This is a genomic window from Pseudoalteromonas sp. APC 3893 (assembly GCF_030408095.1).
GTDB lineage: Bacteria > Pseudomonadota > Gammaproteobacteria > Enterobacterales > Alteromonadaceae > Pseudoalteromonas.
The window spans coordinates 116,258-136,806 of the sequence record NZ_JASDCD010000013.1; the positions used below are offsets into that span (position 1 = coordinate 116,258).

20 protein-coding genes are annotated in these 20,549 nt (G+C 39.7%); 10 read left to right on the top strand and 10 right to left on the bottom strand.

The genetic code is table 11. From position 1 onward, the window contains the following. Positions 1-53 precede the first annotated feature (53 nt). Positions 54-917 carry a hypothetical protein gene (locus QMA12_RS14905; RefSeq protein WP_290210476.1) on the top strand — a complete coding sequence of 288 codons (864 nt, stop codon included), beginning with the start codon at positions 54-56 and terminating at the stop codon, positions 915-917. Between the two features lie 59 nt (positions 918-976). Beyond that, a complete protein-coding gene (locus QMA12_RS14910; RefSeq protein WP_087531088.1) occupies positions 977-1,342 on the top strand; it encodes a hypothetical protein in 366 nt (121 codons plus the stop codon). Between the two features lie 93 nt (positions 1,343-1,435). On the opposite strand, the gene QMA12_RS14915 is transcribed toward QMA12_RS14910, so the two are convergent. From QMA12_RS14915 to QMA12_RS14940, 6 genes are all read right to left on the bottom strand, one after another. Further along, positions 1,436-4,006, bottom strand: a complete 2,571-nt coding sequence (locus QMA12_RS14915) for a M1 family metallopeptidase (RefSeq protein WP_290210477.1) — start codon at positions 4,004-4,006, stop codon at positions 1,436-1,438. A gap of 85 nt (positions 4,007-4,091) precedes the next feature. Continuing rightward, a complete protein-coding gene (locus QMA12_RS14920) occupies positions 4,092-4,772 on the bottom strand; it encodes a hypothetical protein (RefSeq protein WP_290210478.1) in 681 nt (226 codons plus the stop codon). 87 nt (positions 4,773-4,859) lie between these two features. Then, positions 4,860-5,210: a DUF2750 domain-containing protein gene (locus tag QMA12_RS14925; protein WP_087531085.1), complete on the bottom strand. Its 351-nt coding sequence runs from the start codon at positions 5,208-5,210 to the stop codon at positions 4,860-4,862. A 16-nt stretch (positions 5,211-5,226) separates the two neighbouring features. Beyond that, on the bottom strand, positions 5,227-5,805 hold the full coding sequence (locus QMA12_RS14930; protein ID WP_290210479.1) for a glutathione S-transferase family protein: 579 nt from the start codon (positions 5,803-5,805) through the stop codon (positions 5,227-5,229). Positions 5,806-5,872: 67 nt separating this feature from the next. Beyond that, complete coding sequence (locus QMA12_RS14935) at positions 5,873-6,154, bottom strand: peptidylprolyl isomerase (RefSeq protein ID WP_087531083.1); 282 nt, start codon at positions 6,152-6,154, stop codon at positions 5,873-5,875. Positions 6,155-6,245: 91 nt separating this feature from the next. Then, positions 6,246-6,821 (bottom strand): glutathione peroxidase, encoded by a 576-nt coding sequence (locus tag QMA12_RS14940; RefSeq protein WP_290210480.1) that lies wholly within the window; start codon positions 6,819-6,821, stop codon positions 6,246-6,248. 106 nt (positions 6,822-6,927) lie between these two features. Between QMA12_RS14940 and QMA12_RS14945 the strand changes: the two genes are divergently transcribed. From QMA12_RS14945 to QMA12_RS14955, 3 genes are all read left to right on the top strand, one after another. Next, positions 6,928-7,416 (top strand): GNAT family N-acetyltransferase, encoded by a 489-nt coding sequence (locus QMA12_RS14945; RefSeq protein ID WP_290210481.1) that lies wholly within the window; start codon positions 6,928-6,930, stop codon positions 7,414-7,416. 118 nt (positions 7,417-7,534) lie between these two features. Further along, on the top strand, positions 7,535-9,460 hold the full coding sequence (locus QMA12_RS14950; protein WP_290210496.1) for an ATP-binding protein: 1,926 nt from the start codon (positions 7,535-7,537) through the stop codon (positions 9,458-9,460). A gap of 79 nt (positions 9,461-9,539) precedes the next feature. Beyond that, complete coding sequence (locus tag QMA12_RS14955) at positions 9,540-10,670, top strand: response regulator (protein ID WP_290210482.1); 1,131 nt, start codon at positions 9,540-9,542, stop codon at positions 10,668-10,670. Here the strand turns inward: QMA12_RS14955 and queG are convergent, their stop codons facing one another. The 4 genes from queG to QMA12_RS14975 all read right to left on the bottom strand — a co-directional run bounded on the left by queG (position 10,671) and on the right by QMA12_RS14975 (position 14,744). Beyond that, positions 10,671-11,801: a tRNA epoxyqueuosine(34) reductase QueG gene (queG, locus tag QMA12_RS14960; RefSeq protein ID WP_290210483.1), complete on the bottom strand. Its 1,131-nt coding sequence runs from the start codon at positions 11,799-11,801 to the stop codon at positions 10,671-10,673. Positions 11,802-11,858: 57 nt separating this feature from the next. After that, on the bottom strand, positions 11,859-13,085 hold the full coding sequence (locus tag QMA12_RS14965) for a methyl-accepting chemotaxis protein (RefSeq protein ID WP_290210497.1): 1,227 nt from the start codon (positions 13,083-13,085) through the stop codon (positions 11,859-11,861). Positions 13,086-13,185: 100 nt separating this feature from the next. Then, complete coding sequence (locus QMA12_RS14970; RefSeq protein ID WP_290210484.1) at positions 13,186-13,884, bottom strand: glycerophosphodiester phosphodiesterase family protein; 699 nt, start codon at positions 13,882-13,884, stop codon at positions 13,186-13,188. Next, complete coding sequence (locus tag QMA12_RS14975; protein WP_290210485.1) at positions 13,881-14,744, bottom strand: DMT family transporter; 864 nt, start codon at positions 14,742-14,744, stop codon at positions 13,881-13,883. Before QMA12_RS14975 ends, QMA12_RS14970 begins: the two co-directional genes overlap by 4 nt. A gap of 187 nt (positions 14,745-14,931) precedes the next feature. Between QMA12_RS14975 and QMA12_RS14980 the strand changes: the two genes are divergently transcribed. The 5 genes from QMA12_RS14980 (at position 14,932) to rlmB (ending at position 20,335) form a co-directional block, all read left to right on the top strand. Next, positions 14,932-15,258 carry a multidrug efflux SMR transporter gene (locus tag QMA12_RS14980; RefSeq protein WP_290210486.1) on the top strand — a complete coding sequence of 109 codons (327 nt, stop codon included), beginning with the start codon at positions 14,932-14,934 and terminating at the stop codon, positions 15,256-15,258. A gap of 10 nt (positions 15,259-15,268) precedes the next feature. Further along, positions 15,269-16,372: a sensor histidine kinase gene (locus tag QMA12_RS14985; protein WP_290210487.1), complete on the top strand. Its 1,104-nt coding sequence runs from the start codon at positions 15,269-15,271 to the stop codon at positions 16,370-16,372. After that, on the top strand, positions 16,369-16,971 hold the full coding sequence (locus QMA12_RS14990) for a response regulator transcription factor (protein WP_290210488.1): 603 nt from the start codon (positions 16,369-16,371) through the stop codon (positions 16,969-16,971). Before QMA12_RS14985 ends, QMA12_RS14990 begins: the two co-directional genes overlap by 4 nt. A gap of 119 nt (positions 16,972-17,090) precedes the next feature. After that, positions 17,091-19,592 (top strand): ribonuclease R, encoded by a 2,502-nt coding sequence (rnr, locus tag QMA12_RS14995; RefSeq protein WP_290210489.1) that lies wholly within the window; start codon positions 17,091-17,093, stop codon positions 19,590-19,592. Beyond that, positions 19,589-20,335 carry a 23S rRNA (guanosine(2251)-2'-O)-methyltransferase RlmB gene (rlmB, locus tag QMA12_RS15000; RefSeq protein WP_087531074.1) on the top strand — a complete coding sequence of 249 codons (747 nt, stop codon included), beginning with the start codon at positions 19,589-19,591 and terminating at the stop codon, positions 20,333-20,335. Before rnr ends, rlmB begins: the two co-directional genes overlap by 4 nt. Positions 20,336-20,549: the final 214 nt, after the last annotated feature.

Sequence of the window (20,549 nt, forward strand, 5' to 3'; positions counted from 1 at the left end):
CTTCAAATAGCGCTATTATGTAGCGATAAAAATAATTAAAGAGATTGTTTAAATTGACTTTATATCGACATGGAATTGCCTGCACAGCATTATTATTGCCGTTTATAGCGCACAGTGCTATGCCAAAGAGTGAAATACTATTAGCGAAACCAAATACAGAATATGGCTTACAAGTAAGCCGCATTACATCGGACGATAGTTATAATAATCAGCCCCAGCTAACAAATAAAGGTATTTATTTTACCCAAGAAGTACAGACATTAGGGCACAGCCAGACTGATTTAGCATTTTATAGTTTTGATGATCAGCAAACATATAACCTCACAAATAGCCCTGTTAGTGAATACTCCGCGACTTTAACGCCTAAAGGCGATGCACTTTCTGCGATTGTGGTTGAGGCCGATGGTAAACAAAAGTTATGGCAATACCCATTAAATACTGAGTTGCCGCCGAGTCGTATATTCGAATGGATTGAACCTGTAGGCTACCACGCTTGGGGAATTGATAATGACCTTGTGATGTTTATTTTAGGTGAGCCGCATACATTACAATACACTAAAGTTGCAGCAGCTAAAGGACAGGTTGTTGCGCAAAATATAGGCCGTACTTTAACCTTTAATGATTCACTGGCTGCGTTTACGTTTACCTATACTAAAAATGCAGAAAATTGGTTGGCAAGCTATGCGCCTAATTCGCAAATGGTCACGGATTTGTTTCGCTTACCGGATGGTGTCCAAGATTACACCTTTAAAAACGATAATACGGTTATTTACGCACTAAACAACCGTATTTACCAACGCAGTTTAAGTGCACCTGAGAATGTATCTCAATGGCTTGATTTAACACCTTATTGCAGCGCACAAATTACAAGACTAAGTTACAACAATGAACAATTGGCATTTGTTTGTCGTAAATAGCAAATTTATTTACTGTAATTGAATTACAGCTAACAACCTAATAAGAGCAAAGTAACCTTATGGTAGCAACACCAGAACAAATCAACGAACAACTCGTCGCACTAGATTGTCGCAGTAACTTTAAAATTAAAAATATTTCTGAATATATGCTGCCAAAATCAAAAGAAGCGATTTATTTGCATATTGAAGGTGGGCAAGCAAAGTTGGTATTACGTCCAGCGCTTGAAGTATTTAGTGATGACTTCAATGCTTTTGATGGCGTTAGTCGAATTTCAGGCTTTTTCCATAGCAGTGAAATGACTCGCTTTCCGACGCGTATTTATAAAAGTGCAAACCCTATTCACTACGGTATTGGTTTTAAAATAACGACAGAAGAAGCAGCAAAAGAGTTTATTACTCTACTAGTGAAAATTATAAATGGCTAATTTAAAATCTGTATTAAATAATTTTTTACTCAGAGCAATATAAAAACGGCAAGCCATTGGCTTGCCGTTTTAGTTAACTTAAATCTATATGAATTAACGCTTTAAAAAGCTATTAACTGATTCAAGTTCACGCTCTTTAAGTGAAATACAGTTAGTGACGCTTTCTTCTAACTTACTTAATGTTCGCGCATAACCTGGTACATCCGCAATCTTATCGTTAAAGAAAGCTTGGGTCTTCGCTAAGCTAGTTGCACTGCAGCCTGAGGTGGTAAAGTAAGGTAGGTTTGGTACAAAGAAAGGAGGCAGGTTAGCTGCTACTTCGTCGTAATTTGCATAAACCCAATCAATAAATAAAGCTTCACGTGGTTTTGTATACATTTGCCCCGACATAATCGTACGCATGTCTGATGCTGTTACGTCGTCAGTTAAGCTGTAATTAAGCACTTTAGTTTGCAGCTCAGGGGTACCAAAATAGCTCATCGCAGCAAGCATTTTAGTTCGTACTTGTGGGTCTTTTGTGGTTTTAAACGTGTTGATGTACGCATCTAAAAGGTTTTTATCACCATGAAATGCCGCCAAGTTTAAATAGGTTGAAGCTAAGTAAGGATCTACTTTTTCAGGATTGTTTAAATATAATTGTGTTTGTGCTTTCGCTGTGTTTATAACATTTTGATCGTCACCATCAAAACCAAGGCGTGAAACAACTTGAGAGCGTAGTTGAGCAATTGCAGCGTCTTCATCCATTTGCGCTGTTAGCCCATATTGCTTAGCAGCAGGAGTGATACTTTTACGAATAAACGCAGGCCATAGATCTTGGTTGCTCACATCGTCAAAAGTGCGTTTTTGAGCTGCTAAATAGCCCAGTGCGGTACTTGCAACCCGAGGGTGTTTGTCACTGACAAATGTTTCAAGCGTTTGCATTAACTGGCCTGCTGAAATCACACCTGCATCTAATAGTGCATCAGCTGCTGATAATAGCGCTAAGCGCTCACGCACGGTGAGTTGCTCGGCCGCATTGTCGATTAATGATGCAAACTGCTTGTCATCCATCACCCAGCGGTAATAACCCAGTGCACCTTGATCTGGATAAATCCATTCAGGGGTAAAGTCTAGTTCGATCTTTTGGGTATCTTTGCTGAGCAATACACTGGCAGTCTTTACTTTATCACCTGCGCCATATTTGATTGCAACAGGTACATTCCATAATTGTGCTGGTGCATTAACGCCTGCATTAGTAAATCGGCTTTGCTTGATAGTAACCGTTTTACCTTGCTGACTTACTTTAATAAGTGGAAACGATGATTGCTCAATGAATGACTTTAATACACCTGCAACATCTTTGTTAGATGCATAACCTAAGGCTTGCCATAAATCGGCAGCTTCAGCATTTTTATAAGAGAATTTTTTTAAATAAGCCTGTATGCCTTGTTGAAAAGCTTTTTCGCCAATCCAGTTTTCAACCATTGCAAGTACGGAGCTGCCTTTACTGTAAGCAAGGCCTAAGCCGTCCATAATATCTGCTTCAGTTTTGATTGGTTTACGAATTGGCTTAGTGCTTAAACGGGCATCTAGGGCCATAACTTGGTTTTGTGGCAAATCTAGATGAGATTCAAACTCAGGGTTTAACTGTGCAGTAATTTTTGCGGCCATCCAACTTGCGAATGCTTCATTTAGCCAAAGGTCATTCCACCATTTCATGGTCACTAGATTACCATACCATTGGTGCGCAAGCTCGTGGGCTATGATGGATACATTACGTTGTTTTTTACTGCGCGTTGCAGTTGCCAGATCTACTAATAAAATGTCTTCACGGTAAGTAACAAGACCTGAGTTTTCCATTGCGCCAAACGGGAATTCAGGGACTGCCACAGAATCCAATTTTTTATAAACGTACGGGCTACCAAAATACGCTTCAAGTGCGGCTAAGACGCGAGGCATATTCTGCTCGGCATACTCGCCTAAATGAATTTTACCTTGCGGGGTAATGATACGCCCAGGAATTGGCATACCTTTGACTTCACGCTCTTCAAATGGCCCTACAGCCATGGCAACAAGGTATGATGGAATTGGCGGTGTTTTATCAAAGAAATGCGTCGTCATATCGCCATTTATAGTGGTTTTTAGTTCAGGTGTATTGGCATACACTTTTTGCGAACTCGGTGCAGTAATAGTCAACTGAAATGGAATTTTATAACTAGGCTCATCAAATACCGGAAACGCACGACGTGCATCACTCATTTCAAATTGAGTAAATAAATAAGGTGTGCCTTGATCTACTGTTTTATATAAGCCAACGCTGTTTCGGTTATATGGTGCGGTGAAATCAATTTTTAGGGTGTATTTACCCGGTTGAATTTGCTCTGCACATGCGAACTTCACCTTGCCTGTTTTTAGCATTTGTGTACTTAAATCACAATTCTCTGCGCCTAAAAGTTGTGCCATTTGCGCTGCATAATCAACGCCATTGAGTTCAATGTATTTAGTTGGTTTAAGTACTTCTAGCGTTATTTCTGTTTCACCGCTAAAGGTATCCTGAGCTGGATCTAAGGTTAGTGAAACCTGTTGAGAACTTGGCTTGGCGAGTTTTTCGATAACGTATTCATTGGCATGAGCTGAATGTACGGCGATTGCCACACTAAGCGTGAGTAAGCTTTTTATAAACATAAGAGTCCCTGAACTGTTCTTGTTAGAATTTACATCCTAGCAGTTTTTAAGGGCTGAGTAATGAGCCGGTTGGTAACAAAGTTTGTCAGGCGCTGTGTCGAGCTGTGAATCGCTGCCAATGAATGTGCGGGTTGATATTACGTACCTGTTGAATAACTTGGTTGAGTAGTGCGGTATCTGCAAAGGTTTGTTCAGGGTATTCGATAAAGCCCATTAAATAATTAAAGGCATCTTTAGAGTGTGCTTGAATTGCAAAGATACGAATTTGTTGCTCAAAGTTGAGTCGTAAACTGCTGATTGCGGTTTTCATTCCTAATTGATCAACATTAGGAATATCGCACTTTTGTAAATACCCTGCGCGCTCACCTTCACCTGAAAACCAAATACGTACTTTTTCACTGTAGCGACCTGACTTTGAAGGTAAGTCAAACAGTAGACGGGTATGGTTTTGCTGTTTAAGTAAAGCAATATATTCATTCAAGCCAGCATCAAATAATGCCTGATGAATAGGGACTAAGCGGGGTTTTATTTTTCCATGAGTATGAAAGTCAAAGCAGGCAATATCATTATAGGTAACAATATTATTTAGCTCTAAATGACCAATTTCGTCGCTATAAGCACCAGAATAATATGCAATTAATGGTAACCAAAAGTGCCAGTGTTTAGCTTGTTCTCGGGGTAAGCGTTGATCGCCATAAATATAGCCATGTGAGAGCGTATGTAATTCCATCGCTGAAAATGGGCGTCGACCTAGATGGGATTTCAACGTAATACCTTGAGACTATAGATTTACGCTAGTTTATAGCAAATTTTACAAAGCAAATAAACTAGCGTTTTCAGTATGTGCTTAAATTTACTCACTTAAAGCGCGTGCAAGGCCTACAGGTTCGATTTCAACACACACTTGATCGTCATTCCAGTTTAGTCCAATCAAAGCATCGTCTTCTTTTAGATCTTCAATCCATTCATCTAAAAACTCATCAAGGTTTATTTCTGCAGGAGCATAATCAGCCCACTCTTCTTTACACTGGGCTTTTGCAGCAGCTTCACTTTCCCACAGAAGTAACACATCCGTGCTTTCAAACTGGTTCGATTCGCAAACAACAAAACCACCGTCTTGCGCCCCAAGCGCCCAAACTTGCTCACTTTGACGTACTTTTTCTACAAAACTAACTAGTTCCGATTCAATTTCTATTTCGCTCATATGTGTACCCTTAATATTAAATTCGAGGATCGGTTTGCTGCACTGCTTGTTGCTGAGAAAATGAATGATAAAACTTCATTAACTCAGTATGTCCTGTGAGATCTGTTAACTCGCGGAAGCAAATCCAATCAAGTAAGCAGTATAAACTGATGCACAGGTATTCACAGCTTTTAAATTCTGCATCGGCAAAATGGATATTTAAATAGCGTAATGTTTCAGCAATGCGTTCATTCTGTAGATTAAAAAATAATTTATCATCTAGCGTATCGAATCCTGAACGCTGACAAAGTAATAGCTCAACCAGAGAATCATTGCATGCATTAATGATTGTTAACAGATGCTCTTGTTGCCAATTCAGAGGAGTATGACTGTGTTGTTCGAGCAAAAAGCGGATGATGTTATTTGAATCCGCCAACGTTTGCTGCTTAGTGATTAGCACTGGAATTTTTCGGGCTGGATTATTTTTTATCATTAGCTGACGATCAGTGTCTGAAAAAATATCTAAGTTGATAAACTCAAGACTGCATTGATTTAACAGTGCCCAAATACGAATGCGACGAACAAAGGGCGAGGTTGTTGAGCCTAGTAGTTGCATGTGCTTTCCTTAAGATAAAAAGAAAGCCGCAGAGGCGGCTTTCTTTTGTTTAGCTATATAGCTAACGTTATTCTGTACGGCTGGTTACTTCTAATAAATGATAACCAAACTGGGTTTGCACAGGGCCTTGTACTTGGTTGATAGGTGCAGAGAAAACAACCTTATCAAACTCAGGAACCATCATACCAGGACCAAACTCGCCAAGTGCGCCGCCGTCTTGACCTGATGGACAATTTGAATGTGCTTTAGCGAGTTCAGCAAACTCTTCGCCTTGTTCAATTTTTGCTTTTAAATCTAAGCATTCAGCTTCGCTGTCTACTAAGATGTGTCGTGCGCTTGCCACTGTCATAAAATCTCCCGTTCACATTGTGGTGTTTTTTTAATCAAATCTGTTTCTATTCTAGTCTAATCTAATTAAGACCGATAGTACCAGTATAAATTTAAATCTTTGAAATTGCTTGCTCTATCGCTTTAGTTAGCTTTTCAGAGTTAGGCTTAGTTTTACTATTAAAGCGTTGTACAGTGCTGCGATCTGCTGAGACGACATACTTATAAAAATTCCAATTGGGTGAGCTGGTTTGCTCGTTTAAGTATTTAAAAATAGGGTTTGCATCACTGCCACGTACCTCGCTGGTTGCGAACATGGGGAAAGTCACGCCATAATTTATATAGCAAACTTTTGCTGTTTCTTTTTCATCGTCTTCTTCTTGGAAAAAGTCGTCAGAGGGAAAACCTAATATCACTAAGCCTTGCTCTTGGTACTTTTGATAAAGCGCTTCTAAACCTTTAAACTGAGAAGTGAAACCGCAATTACTAGCAGTATTAACGATAAGCAAAGGCCTGCCTTTGAATTGACATAGGTTTATTGACTCTTTTGAGCGTAACTTACGAATTGTAACGTTAGTAAAGTCATCGCAGCTTTGCTCGCTTGCAATATTTGTTTCTTTTATCTGGTCAGCGTGGGCTAACAAGCTGCTACTAAAAAAAGCACCGCACAAAATTAATTTTTTCAACATCTGACTATTCCTTTATATGGTATGGCTAGTTAGTGCCATTTGCAGTAGTGTCATTTGTTTTGATACGTTACTATGCAATTTACTGATCAACAACTACTAAAACTTTATGATTACTCGATTAGCCGATAAAAACGACTTACCTGCCATTGTAGCTATTTATAACGAAACCATTGCCGGGCGCATGGTAACTGCTGACACGCAGCCTGTGAATGTTGCAGATAAACAAGCTTGGTTTGATAGCCACACAGAAAAACGGCCAATCTATGTTTATCAACAAGGTAATAAAATTGTTGCATGGCTAAGTTATAAATCTTTTTATGGGCGCCCTGCATACGACGGTACAGTTGAAATTAGCATTTACATTACCTCGGCTGCACAAGGCCAAGGTTTAGGTAAAAAGCTACTAAAGTTTGCCGAGCAACAAGCAAAACGTTTGGATATTAAGGTGCTATTAGCATTTATATTTAGCCACAATACACCAAGTATAAAGTTATTTGAAAAGTTTGCCTTTTCGCACTGGGGCGAACTTCCTAATGTGGCTGTTATGGACGGTAACCTTTATAGCTTAACGATACTGGGTAAACACTTAGATTAAACACACCTTACTTGTGCTAATTATAAAAATTTATACTACGCTTTGCTAAGGTGATTTTTTAGAGTGTGGTTAACTTGTGCGAAAAATTTTAATCGTTGATAGCAGTAGTATTTTAGCAATGCGAGTCAAAGTGTTACTTGAACTCATAGGCTGTGAGGTTGAACTGACTCATTTTTCAATGTTGCATGAGGAAGAGCTATTAAACGACTATGACTTAATTGCAATTGCACATGGTACGCCATTAGATATAGCACAATTGTTAGTGGCTCAAGTAAGTAAAGATAATTTTTTATTACTAGCCCCCAAAGCTGAAAATGGCGAGCAGCTAAATGCGTTCAGTGAACTTAATAGGCTGATGCCTAATGCGGTGGTTATCTATCCGTTTTTTGTCAATAAAGAAATCAGTTCTTTGCTTGAAAGCATCTTAGAACTTGGTTCCGATTTTATATTACAACTACCCACCGTATTGCTCGTCGACCATATTCCCCAGCGGCTAGAAAAAATAGAGAGAAGTTTGCTCGGTGCACATATTCCAACAAAATCCGCAAGTACTTTAAATGAAGCTGTAGCTCATGCAAACAAGCAAAAGTTTGACTTGTTGCTTAGTGATTTTAGTTTGCCGGATGGGTCAGGCCTTGAAGTATTTGCCAAGTTAAAGCAGTTGCAACCACAGTGTCGCTGCTTGCTGTTTACCTCAAAACCGGATCAAGTTTCGATGATTGAAGCTATTCGCCAAGGTGTTGAAGATGTTCTAATAAAGCCACTTGATGAAAACGTATTGCTACAATCTTTGCATAAACTTTGGCAAACAGAATTATTAAAGCGTCATAACACTGAACTGGTTGAACGACTGCAAGATACTGTTGATGCGCTAATTGAAAAAGACAGTTTATTGCGTGTTATTTATAAACATACTCCAGATGCGATAATGTTATTTGAGCGTAATGGCAAAATTATTGAAGCGAATGATGCTTGTTCACGCTTATTTTCTTTAGCCGCTAAAGATTTTCAAGGGCGTTCGGTGTTCGAGCTATTAGATAGTCCCTCGATTTCACAGATTAAAGAAAAAATAACCACACTTAATTTAAACCGACAGTTTAGCTGTGATTTATACCTGCCTCAAAAAGAGGGAGCTGGAATTCCTTTAGTCGGCTCATTTAATGAGATTGACCATCATGGTGAAATAGCACTGGCTGTTATCTTTAAAAATGTAACGCACTTGAAACAAAAAGAGGAGCTTTTATTAGAAGCTAAAGATATGCTCGAAGAGCAAGTTCGTGCAAGAACGTGTCAATTGGAACAAGCAAAAGATTTAGCCGAAGCTGCTAATCATAGTAAATCAGAATTTTTGGCGAATATGTCTCATGAGTTAAGAACACCCATGCATTCAATTTTAAGTTTTGCTCGGTTTGGGTTAGATAAGCTTCGTAAAGGGGATTTCTCCACGGATAAAATACTCAAGTACTTAACTAGAATTGAATCCAGCGGTGAACGTTTATTTTCATTATTAAATAACTTATTAGATTTATCTAAACTAGATGTAGGTAAATTTCCGTTCAATCCACAGGCACATGACTTGAGTCATATAATTAAAACGGCGATAGAGGATGTTGCAGGGACTGCGATGGAAAAAGAAATAGAAATCGCATACCAGCCCCCCAAAACATCTGTCGTAGCTGATTGTGATGAAGAGCAAGTAAATCAACTTTTACGCAATATCTTAGGCAATGCGCTGAAGTTTAGTGGTCCTCATAGCGATATAACCTTAACACTAATGCAAATAGAACAGCATGCAATGATAGAAGTGATTGATAGCGGCGTGGGTATTCCTGAAGATGAATTAGAACATGTTTTCTCAAAATTTATACAAAGTAGTAAAACGAATAATGGTTCAGGAGGAACTGGCTTAGGTTTAGCTTTATGTAGGGAGTTTGTGCTTTTACATCAAGGTGATATTACTGCGCATAATAATGATTTAGGCGGCACAACAATTAAGGTTAAATTACCGCTGAAAACAATGACATCTTGTACACAGGAGAAATAAATTACTTAGACTGGCTGGTAAGTGTTTTTTTTGAGACTAAACTATTAAAAGACAATATAAGAATGGATGACATATATTTATGCCTTTAACTCGAATTTTAGCTGTGGATGACGAACCTTTTAACCTCGAAATAATTGAAGAAATTTTAGCAGATCTTCCCTTTGAGTTAAAAGTAGCAAGTGGCGGCCCTGAATGCTTAAGTATGGTCGAAGAGTTCTTACCACAAGTTATTTTGCTTGATGTTAGTATGCCAAAAATGAATGGTTATGAAGTGTGTAAGCAATTAAAGGCAAACCCAAAGACTGAACATATGATAGTCATGTTTGTATCAGCCAGAGGCACGGTGGAAGAGCGGATGGAAGGCTATGCTGTTGGGGCAGAAGATTATATTGTTAAGCCATTTAGCCAAGATGAACTTAAAGCAAAACTTGTCCATTTAAACGACGTGTTACTTGAAAAAGCAAGTTTAGAGCAACAGGTAGAAGATGCAACATCGACGGCTTTTAATGCAATGGCCAACTGCAGTGAAATGGGGCAAATAGTTAACTACATTGAAAGTATTGCATTAATAGATAACGTTAAAGACTTAGGCCAAGCCTTGGTTAATTGTCTGAATAGTTTTGATTTACAAAGTAATATTGAGTTTAGATTAGACCCTGAGCCTGCACAGCATTTTGCTTTAAATGGTAGCTGTTCACCTATCGTGATAGAGCTATTTGATATGTTAAAGAGTAAAGGGCGTTTACATGAGTTTTCTCACCGCATTTTAGTTAACTATGAACTGATCAGTATGCTGATTCTAAATATGCCAGATCACGATCCAGATAAACATGGCCGAATTCGTGATCATGTGTGTTTTTTAGTGAGTGTGACAGAGCAGCAATTACGTGCAATTTTAACCAGTAAAAAATTAAAGTCTCAGCAAGATAATTTTAATAATGTGGTTACTATGCTACATAAAAAGTTTCAGGATTTGATAGAGTTACTTGATGAAAATAGAGTATCTAATGAAGCAGTGTTTAAACGCTTGCAAGAAGAACTCGAAGAGCGGATCCCGAGTATGGGATTAGATGACGACCAAGAAATGTTTATTTATCAAAAGGTAGATCAAACGATTCAAAACTCAGTGGCTCGTGAGGCGTCTGTAAAAGGCGTCAAAGCGGCATTTAACGAGATTGAGCAAGACTTAACTCTTTTAATCAGCAAATAGCTATGCGTCTCGAGGTAGGCCTTTTTCGACAATTCTGATTAAACGAGCAGTTTTACGAAGCTGCTTTTGTTTTTTTAATTGTTGTTCGAGGGCCCAATCAATATGTTCTTTTACTAATTCAGATGCATGCTCCCGTGTGCTATTAAGAGCATCAATAATTGTTTGATTAAATTCAGCGTTTCCTAGCCCAACGGCTAAGTTACGTTGCCAACGCTGGTGGCCAATACGCCTGATGGGACTGCCTTCGGTGTTTTTTAAAAAAGTAGCTTCATCCCAAGCAAACAGTTCAAGCAGCTCTTTATCTTTGAGTTGTTTACGTGGATGAAAGTCAGCTTCATCGGTAATTTGACCGTAACGGTTCCATGGGCATACTAATTGGCAGTCATCACAGCCATAAACACGATTGCCTAATAACGCACGGTATTGTTCAGGGATTGGACCTTGCAATTCAATGGTTAAGTATGAAATACATTTGCGTGCATCAACTACATACGGTTCAACAATCGCCCCTGTAGGGCAAAGGGTTATACATGCAACACATTTTCCGCAGCCTTCAAATTCATTAGGTTTATCTATCGGCAGCGGTATATCAACAAATAACTCTCCAAGAAAAAACCACGAGCCAGCTTCTTTGTTTATTAATAAACTATGCTTGCCACGCCAACCAAGGCCCGCTTTTTCTGCAAGTTGACGCTCCATGACAGGCGCTGAATCAACAAATGGACGAAAACCAAGGTGTTCAACATGTTGTTCTATTTTTTGACCTAACTTTTTTATACGGTTGCGCATCAATTTATGATAATCGCGACCAAGCGCGTAGCGGCTAATATAAGCTTTGTCGGTATTTTTAAGGTTTTTGGCAAAACTTGCATCTGGAGGCAAGTAATTCATTTTGACCGAAATAACCCGTTGCGTTCCGGGGACAAGCTCTGCGGGGCGCGCGCGTTTCATGCCATGTGCTGCCATATATTCCATATCGCCGTGATAACCTAAATCAAGCCAACGCTGAAGTTGAGCTTCATGCTTAGTTAAATCAATATCGGTAATACCGACTTCGCTGAAGCCGAGCTCTAGACCCCATTGTTTTATATCTAAAGCAAGTTGTTGGTAATTAGGCGTTGGGTTCGTCACGTGGGTACACTAATCATGAAAAATAGCGGCGCAATTTATCATAATCGTTGAGCAAAATCACTGTTCCTCAACAAAGTGCTTTAACTGTTGTTGAGTATGTTCACTAAGTCTTTGTGATTGTTGGCAATCAGTTAGTGCTACATCTATTTGAGATTTAGCTTGTGAACCGAGTGCTACAATTTCCTCAACGGTCTTATGCGTCTGGTTTTGGGTTTGTTCTAACTGGTGTACAGCGCTGACTATTTGTTGAAGTTGTTGTTGGTTTTGTTCAAATTCAATGAGTCGCTGAGTAAAGCCATGAGAGGTTTTACTTATTGTGTCTTCAGCATTGCGAGAGTAGCCCATTAATTGTTCAGACTCTTTGTTTGTTTGGCCAACAAGTGAGTCCATTTGATTAATAAAGTCGCTAATTTGTCGCGTCGCGTCACTGACTTTCACGGATAAGGTTCTAACTTCGTCAGCTACGACTGCAAATCCTCTTCCTGCTTCGCCCGCACGAGCTGCTTCAATCGCAGCATTCAAAGCTAATAAGTTTGTTTGGTCTGAAAACTCCTCGACCATTTTTAAAATGCTGCGAATGTTTTCACTATTTTGCTTTAATCCGGTGATTGTTTCTGAAAACTTACCAAGGACGTGCCCAATAGATTTTACTTGAGAGACTAATTCTGTGAGTTCTTTTGCAGAGTTAGTTACAAAATGTAAATGTTCAGCGTTCACTTCATGAACATTGTCAGTATTGGTGACAATACCTTGTAAATTGTCGGTTATTTGATTACTCGCTGATGTAATTGTTTGGCTAAAGTTAATTTGCTGTTCGCTTAATGCAGCTGTTTGCTGCATTGAGTGAGTAACGTCACTGTTACTTTGCGCACTTGCTTGTGCACTTTGGTAGGTAGTTGCAAGTAACTCAGTTAAATGAGTGGTAAATTGGTTATATTGTTCGCTTATTTCACGAAATTCGTCATAAGTGAATTGGGGGAGTTTAGCGCTGAGATTGGCATCTTGCTGATTTATTTGAACGAGGGTGTCGCGCATAGCTGTTACTGGGCGCACAATTAAAAAGCGCATGTAGAAAAGAGTAAAAGCAAAACCGATGACAATGATACCGCTCAGCAACCAAAATAAGCCTGTACTCGCATTTTTCTCATTTAGAGATTGATACAACCAAATTAGAGTAATTATTTGAAAAGTAAAAACAAAAATTAAATTACCGACTATTTTTCGTGTTAAAGTGAAGAATAAACTCTGTTCAATTAAATTATAAATACGCATATACCCACTCATTAATGGTCCACTTGGTTGTTGCATCGTGTTTAACTCAGTATCGCTCAAATTTAAATTAATTCAAGAATATAGGTTAAATCACAGCCATTGAAAATGTTCATTAGAGTGAGTTTAAAATCATTTTAGTATTGCATGGGTAGTTAGTAAAAATGCCGTCGACACCATATTCTAGCATTTGTTCAATGTCTTCTTGTTTATCAACAGTATACGCATAAATTTCCAAGCCCCTACTTTTTGCGTCAGCAACAAACTCATGATTAATAAAGTTTTTGTCAATGTGAATGCTGTATGCATGAAGTCGCTGAGCAAACTCTGCATAATTAATTGGAATTGAAGCTGTTAATGCACCTATTTTTACCCATGGTAACTGTTGTTTAAGCCACATGAGTTGGTGGTGATCGAACGACGACACTAAAAGGTTATCACGAGAGAGCTTATTGTTTGCTACACTCGCTTCCATTTGGGCAACAAACTTATCCAGAGAAAAAGTATGCTTGAGCTCTAAATTAACTAATGTTTTGTTGTCTACCCAATCAATAAGTTGGCTAAGAGTCGGCACAAATTCCCCATTGCCTGCATCAAAGCGTTGAATTTGTTTACGGGTTAGTTTATTTACTTTACCGCGTCCGCTGGTGGTTCGGTCGAGCCAGGTATCATGGATTATCATGTAGTCGTCTGAGCAACTTTGTACATCAACTTCAATACCATCTACTTCTATTTCAACGGCTGCTTTGATTGCACTTTGCGTATTTTCAGGATAAGTACCGCTTGCACCGCGGTGAGCAAATATTTTCATCATTTGTGTTTCCGTGTCACTGACCAGGTTTCATAAAACGCTGCGCTGATCACTAAAGTTCCACCGACTAAAGTCAGTAATGAAGGTTGTTCATGTAATAATAAAAAAGCTAAAAATGTACCGTATAATGGCTGTAAACAAGATATAAGCCCAGCTGTTGATGCAGATAAATACTGTAAGCTAGCTGCAAATAACGAGTGTGGTGTTGCCGTAAAAATAACGCCTGCAACAATTAATAAACTTAAATCATAATGGGTTACTTGCGTGATGGGCACGTCTATAAAAGCACACAACATAAGACATGCCACTAGGGTTTGGTAAAGCATTGTTTGTGGGCCGCCATACTGGCTAAAATAGCGTTTATGAATGATGTTTCTAAAAGCAAAGAAAAAAGCCGATATGATGCCTATTATGATACCTAAAGTTACATCGTTACCAATATTTGCATCAGGGGTGAGTAAATAGATTCCTACCATGACAACAGCTGCGCTTATTAAGTCTTTTAGTTTAGGTTTGTTACCATGAAAAAAAGGCTCTATAAACACAGTGATCACGGGGTAAGTGAAAAACGCAATCATACCCACAGCAATGCCTGCTAATTGCATTCCGGCAAAATAAGTCACCCAATGGAGTCCTACTGTTACCCCTAAAAAAAGTGCTATAGCGTAATCTTTGAGTGAGTGCAGCCTAATTGCTTTTTTTTGTAACCCTAACAATATTAAAAGCGCAACCGCTGCGATTGCAGTGCGGTAGACAGTAATATCTAATGCATTAAGGTTAATTAATTTAGCAAACAAAGCTGTGCCGCCAAACAACAGTACTGCTATGTGTAAATAAATAAGACTTTGTTGTTGTGGCTGCATTTGACCTCTTTTAAATTATTAAGACTAGTATTTTACTGCTAAAGTTTGTGGCGTATTTTTGTAGCTTTTTGTATGTTGATTATGACAAAAGTCAGTTTGTTTAATGACAATTTACACTACACTAAGCCTGCTTTAAAAGAGATAGTTAACGTATTGAGATGATTAACTTCAGTAAGGTAGGTTGGCTATGAATATTGCAGCATGGATGAGTTTATTAATTGCAGGCATTTTTGAAGTTGTATGGGCGCTGGCAATGAAGCAGTCAAATGGCTTTACTAAACTCTGGCCCAGTGTGATTACGTTTATTTCAATGTGGATAAGTTTTGCATTTTTATCATATGCCTTAAAGTCATTACCGCTCGGAGTAGGTTATGCTGTGTGGGTAGGAATTGGCACTGTAGGTATTTGTTTATTTAGCTTTGTTTGGTTGAAAGAGCCATTATCATTTGTTCAACTAGGTTGTATTGCTCTTATATTAGTTGGTGTAGTAGGCCTAAAAATGCAAAGTGTATAGTTGGAAATCAATGATGAAAATAATCACTAAGATAAAGTTAAAACCGTTTTGGAGTTGGGGGCCTCTTTTATTCACCGGTTTCTATTTGCTACCGACAATATTTAACTTCTCCCAATTGAGCGCATTAAACATAAGCGCTACATTAGGGCTTTATATTGTATTTGTCGCCTTGTATATCAAGGCTGTTGGTAAAAGCGTAGGTCAAGTAACTGAATTGTTTATGGCGATGCTGATAGTTTGTGTGTCTGCCAGTTTTTTTACTACAGGTACTTCTACATTATTAGGTTTTACGGCTTATATTGCAGGTTTTAGTTTTGTAAAGCTTCCTAGAATCATTGCTATCATAAGTGTGTTTATAAGTATCGGCATAAGTGCCTACATTACAGGTATTCACAACGCCGAATACTTTTTGGCGGGCTCATTAATCTTGAGTGTTGCGCTTTTTGGCTTTGGTGCAGCTGCGCGCAAAGAGCATATTCATAAAATGCGTGAACATCAAAGTGCTCAGCAGTTGGAACAGTTAGCCGCCATTGCAGAGCGAGAGCGGATAGCCCGTGATTTGCACGATATATTAGGCCATTCGTTATCATCTATTGCACTAAAATCAGAGCTGGCGAGTAAACTCAATCACGCAGAGCGTTACGCACAAGCAAATAGTGAAATTGACCAAGTTGCAGAGTTGGCTAGACAGTTACTCAGTGATGTTAGAAGTGCGGTAAGTGATTTGAAACAGCTTAACATCCATAATCAGCTTGATGCACTACACCAACGTTTACTTGAGCATGGCTTTACTGTCAAGCTCAAAGTAGAAGTGGATAGGCTTCCTCCTACTGTTGAGGGGGTTGCAAACTTAATAATCAAAGAGGCCGTTACCAACTTAATGCGCCACAGTAGAAGTAAGCGCTGTGATATACATGTTGAGCAAACACAGCAGCAACTTTTTATAAATATTAGTAATCAAGATGACAGCTCAAATATAACGCTAGGTAATGGTTTAACAGGTATTAAAGAGCGAGCAGCACAACTTGGCGGTACTGCAGATTTGAAAATAGGACAAAGCTTTGGCTTGAAGGTTAAGCTGCCATTATTACAGCCAGCACAGGAACTCATATGATAAAAGTTTATCTAGTAGAAGATCAGGGCTTGGTACGTGGCGCAGTGGCTGCTTTATTAAGTTTAGATATTAGTATAGAGGTGATAGGGCAAGCAACAAATGGGCAAACAGCGTTGCAAGAAATAGCCGATTTAAAGCCTGATATAGTATTAACTGATATTGAAATGCCTATTATGAGCGGTATTGAACTCGCTCAAAAGTTACATACAGACTTGCCTGATATAAAAGTGGTGATTATGACCACATTTTCACGTTCAGGGTATATTCGCCGCTCTATGGCCGCTGGTGTAAAAGGATTTGTATTAAAAGAAGCGCCCAGTGAAAGCTTAATCGCGACTTTAAAAAAAGTGATGGCAGGGCAAAAAGTAATTGATTCAGAGCTTGCCTTAAACGCCCTTGAAGATAACGATCCGTTATCAGAAAAAGAACGAAAAGCATTGCAGTTAGCCAGTGAAGGGTTGAAAACTATTGAGATTGCCGCAAGGTTATTCTTAAGTGAGGGCACTGTGCGTAATTATTTATCAGACGCTATTGCCAAATTAAATGCCAGTAACCGAGTAGATGCGGCACGAATAGCCAAGCAAAAAGGCTGGTTGTAGCCATTTTAAGTTAATTTAGCTCATCTAAATGGGCTTTCTTAAAAGTTTCATAGCTTTTGCCTGTCTCATTGTTCGGTTATGGGTTAAAATAACAACATAACCAATTAACAAGATAGTGAATGTCAAACCAAGATCCTAATCTCAGTCGAGAACAAGAAAAGTACGAAAACCCTGTCCCAAGCCGTGAGTTTATACTTACTCATATAAAAGACCGTGCAAAACCAGCCAACTTTCAGCAGTTATGTGAAGAAATGGCGGTGAACGACGACGAGCGACAAATTGCCTTTAAACGCCGTTTGCGAGCTATGGAGCGCGATGGTCAGTTATATTTTAATAAGTTTAAATGTTACGCCTTAATTGACGAAGCTGGCCTGACGAAAGGTAAAGTCATAGGTCATAGAGACGGGTTTGGCTTTTTAGAAGTTGAAGGCGAAAGTAAAGACTGGTTTATTGCCAAGCATCAAATGAATATGGTGCTGCACGGCGACATTGTACTCGCGAAAGGCACTAAACGTGGCTCTGGCGGTAAATGTGATGCACGAATTATTAAAGTGCTGACCAATGAACGAGCGCCAATTGTCGGTCGCTATTTTGTTGAGCATGGTATTGCAGTAGTGGTGGCCGAAGATCCACGTATTACGCAAGACATTATTATTTTACCCGGTACTGAAAAAGGCGCTCGCCATAACCAAATGGTGCAAGTACAAATAACCCAAAACCCAAGTCGTAATATGAATGCGGTAGGTAAGGTTGTTGATGTATTAGGTGAGCATTTAGCGCCAGGAATGGAAATTGAAGTTGCGCTACGTAACCACGATATTCCCCATGTATGGCCCGAAGCTGTTGAAAAACAAGTTGCTCATTTAGGTGAGTTTGTAGAAGAAGCCGATAAACAAAATCGCGTAGATTTACGTGATTTACCATTAGTAACAATTGATGGTGAAGATGCCCGCGATTTTGATGATGCCGTTTATTGTGAGCGTAAAAAGTCCGGTGGTTGGCGCTTATGGGTGGCCATCGCTGACGTATCGCATTATGTTGGCATGAATACGCCACTTAACAAAGAAGCGATTGAACGCGGTAACTCAGTGTATTTTCCTGAGCAAGTTATTCCTATGCTGCCAAAAGTGCTCTCTAATGGGTTATGTTCATTAAACCCTGAAGTTGATCGTTTATGCATGGTTGCTGAAATGATGGTATCAGAAGCAGGTAAGCTCTCTGGTTATCGTTTTTATGAAGCGGTTATGAACTCGCATGCGCGCCTCACTTACACCAAAACCAATGCCATTTTGCAAGGTGATGAAAAGCTACGTAAAGAATATGCAGCCGTAGTTCCGCATTTAACTGATTTACAGCAAATGTACATGGCACTTAAGTCAGCGCGCCAACAGCGTGGGGCTATTGAGTTTGAAACATTAGAAACCCGCTTTGTATTTAATGCCCAACGTAAGATTGAATCAATCGTGCCAGTGGTTCGTAACGATGCGCATAAGTTAATTGAAGAATGTATGATTTTAGCCAATGTATCTGCGGCTAAAATGCTTGAAAAACACGAAGCCAGCGCGCTTTATCGTGTGCACGATGAGCCTGATGGCGAAAAGCTCGGTAACTTTAGACAGTTCTTGTCTGAGCTTGGCATTGAATCAACGCTTAGTGATGAGCCAACACCAAAAGAAATCACCCATGTACTTGCTAAGCTAGGGGATCGCCCTGAAGCTGAGCTTATTCAAACCATGCTGCTGCGCTCGATGAAGCAGGCTGTGTATCAAGCTGATAACATCGGTCACTTTGGTTTAGCGCTGGGTGAATACGCACACTTTACCTCACCAATTCGCCGTTACCCTGATTTAGTGGTGCACCGTGCAATTAAAGGTATTTTAAAAGCACAAGGCATGCAAACTTCGGGTGACTATGTATATAGTGATGACGAAGTTGATCAGTTAGGCGAGCAATGTTCGACCACTGAGCGCCGCGCAGATGATGCCACACGTGAAGTTGCTGATTGGCTTAAGTGTGAATTTATGCAAGATCATGTGGGTGATGAGTTTGAAGGTGTTATATCTTCTGTTACAAACTTTGGTTTGTTTATTCGCTTAAATGATTTACAAATTGATGGTTTAATTCATGTAACCAACTTAGGTAGTGAATATTTCCAACATGATGCAGCTAAGCATTGCTTGATTGGTGAGCAAACTCACAAGGTGTATCGCCTTGGTGATAAAGTTACTGTGCAAGTTGCCTCGGTGAGTTTGGATGAACGTCGTATCAACTTAACCTTAAGTGGTGATGTTGCTCAAGACCGTTATTCACGCCGTCGTGGCTCTGCAAAAGGGGGTCATGCCCCAGCCAGTGTTCGTTCACAATTAAAAGCGGGTAAAATCCCTGGTAAAAAAGACGATGAAAAAGAGCCTCGCAAAGGTAAGTCATCAGCGGGTACTAAGGGTCAATCAGACTCACAAAGCAGTAGTAAAGGTAAAAAGAAACCAGCCAGTCGCAGCAAAGCTAAAGCGACAACCGATGGCGTAACTAAAAAGAAAACCAAGAAAAAGGCTGTTAAAAAGCCAAAAAGACCCGGCAAAAATGCCCGTAAACGTACCAGCCCAGGAGCAAATAATACGTGAGTAATGAATTAATTTTTGGCTTTCACTCTGTTGAAGCAATTTTAGCAAAAGAGCCTGAGCGTTTTTTAGAAATTTACGCCCTAAAAGGACGTGATGATAAGCGCTTAACCCCGATAATTAATGAAGCACGTAAATTTGGTATTTCAGTACAGTTTATGCAGCGTAAAGCACTCGATAACAAAGCAAAAGATGAGCAGCACCAAGGTATCATCGCTAATGTTAAAGCCGCGCCTACATACAATGAAAAAGATCTTGATGTGATCATTGCCCGTGAGGACACCCCATTTTTGCTGGTGCTTGATGGCATTACCGATCCGCATAACCTAGGTGCCTGTCTACGTAGCGCTGATGCTGCTGGGGTCCACGCGATTATTGTTCCAAAAGATAAGTCAGCAAAGCTCAATGGCACAGCACGAAAAGTAGCCTGTGGCGCGGCTGAAACTGTCCCGCTTATTCAAGTGACTAACCTTGCCCGTACCTTACGTGAAATTAAAGATGCAGGTGTGTGGGTAGTTGGCACGGCTGGCGAAACTGACACCCATGTATTTGATGCAAACCTAACAGGCCCAATGGCCATTGTAATGGGCGCTGAGGGTGAAGGCATGCGTCGTTTAACTCGCGAGCACTGTGACGTACTGGTTAAAATCCCAATGGCAGGAAGTGTTTCAAGCCTTAATGTATCCGTTGCCACGGGCATTTGTTTGTTTGAAGTGCTGCGCCAGAGAAACGCAACACAAGCCTAAAAAGCTTTAAGCTTGTAGCCGTCAGCCGTCAGCCGTCAGTTTAAGGCAAGCTCGTCTTGACACGTCAGTTAATATGCGCAAAATTTCTAGCTGATAGCTGATAGCTGATAGCTGATAGCTGATAGCTGATAGCTGATAGCTGATAGCTGATAGCTGATAGCTGATAGCTGATAGCTGATAGCTGATAGCTGATAGCTGATAGCTGATAGCTGAT

Bases quoted from the DNA above. Each gene is read 5' to 3' on its own strand.
- QMA12_RS14910 (WP_087531088.1), top strand. From the start codon at position 977: ATGGTAGCAACACCAGAACAAATCAACGAACAACTCGTCGCACTAGAT.
- QMA12_RS14915 (WP_290210477.1), bottom strand. From the start codon at position 4,006: ATGTTTATAAAAAGCTTACTCACGCTTAGTGTGGCAATCGCCGTACAT.
- QMA12_RS14925 (WP_087531085.1), bottom strand. From the start codon at position 5,210: ATGAGCGAAATAGAAATTGAATCGGAACTAGTTAGTTTTGTAGAAAAA.
- QMA12_RS14930 (WP_290210479.1), bottom strand. From the start codon at position 5,805: ATGCAACTACTAGGCTCAACAACCTCGCCCTTTGTTCGTCGCATTCGT.
- QMA12_RS14935 (WP_087531083.1), bottom strand. From the start codon at position 6,154: ATGACAGTGGCAAGCGCACGACACATCTTAGTAGACAGCGAAGCTGAA.
- QMA12_RS14940 (WP_290210480.1), bottom strand. From the start codon at position 6,821: ATGTTGAAAAAATTAATTTTGTGCGGTGCTTTTTTTAGTAGCAGCTTG.
- QMA12_RS14945 (WP_290210481.1), top strand. From the start codon at position 6,928: ATGATTACTCGATTAGCCGATAAAAACGACTTACCTGCCATTGTAGCT.
- QMA12_RS14950 (WP_290210496.1), top strand. From the start codon at position 7,535: ATGCGAGTCAAAGTGTTACTTGAACTCATAGGCTGTGAGGTTGAACTG.
- QMA12_RS14955 (WP_290210482.1), top strand. From the start codon at position 9,540: ATGCCTTTAACTCGAATTTTAGCTGTGGATGACGAACCTTTTAACCTC.
- QMA12_RS14965 (WP_290210497.1), bottom strand. From the start codon at position 13,085: ATGAGTGGGTATATGCGTATTTATAATTTAATTGAACAGAGTTTATTC.
- QMA12_RS14970 (WP_290210484.1), bottom strand. From the start codon at position 13,884: ATGATGAAAATATTTGCTCACCGCGGTGCAAGCGGTACTTATCCTGAA.
- QMA12_RS14975 (WP_290210485.1), bottom strand. From the start codon at position 14,744: ATGCAGCCACAACAACAAAGTCTTATTTATTTACACATAGCAGTACTG.
- QMA12_RS14980 (WP_290210486.1), top strand. From the start codon at position 14,932: ATGAATATTGCAGCATGGATGAGTTTATTAATTGCAGGCATTTTTGAA.
- QMA12_RS14985 (WP_290210487.1), top strand. From the start codon at position 15,269: ATGATGAAAATAATCACTAAGATAAAGTTAAAACCGTTTTGGAGTTGG.
- QMA12_RS14990 (WP_290210488.1), top strand. From the start codon at position 16,369: ATGATAAAAGTTTATCTAGTAGAAGATCAGGGCTTGGTACGTGGCGCA.
- rnr (WP_290210489.1), top strand. From the start codon at position 17,091: ATGTCAAACCAAGATCCTAATCTCAGTCGAGAACAAGAAAAGTACGAA.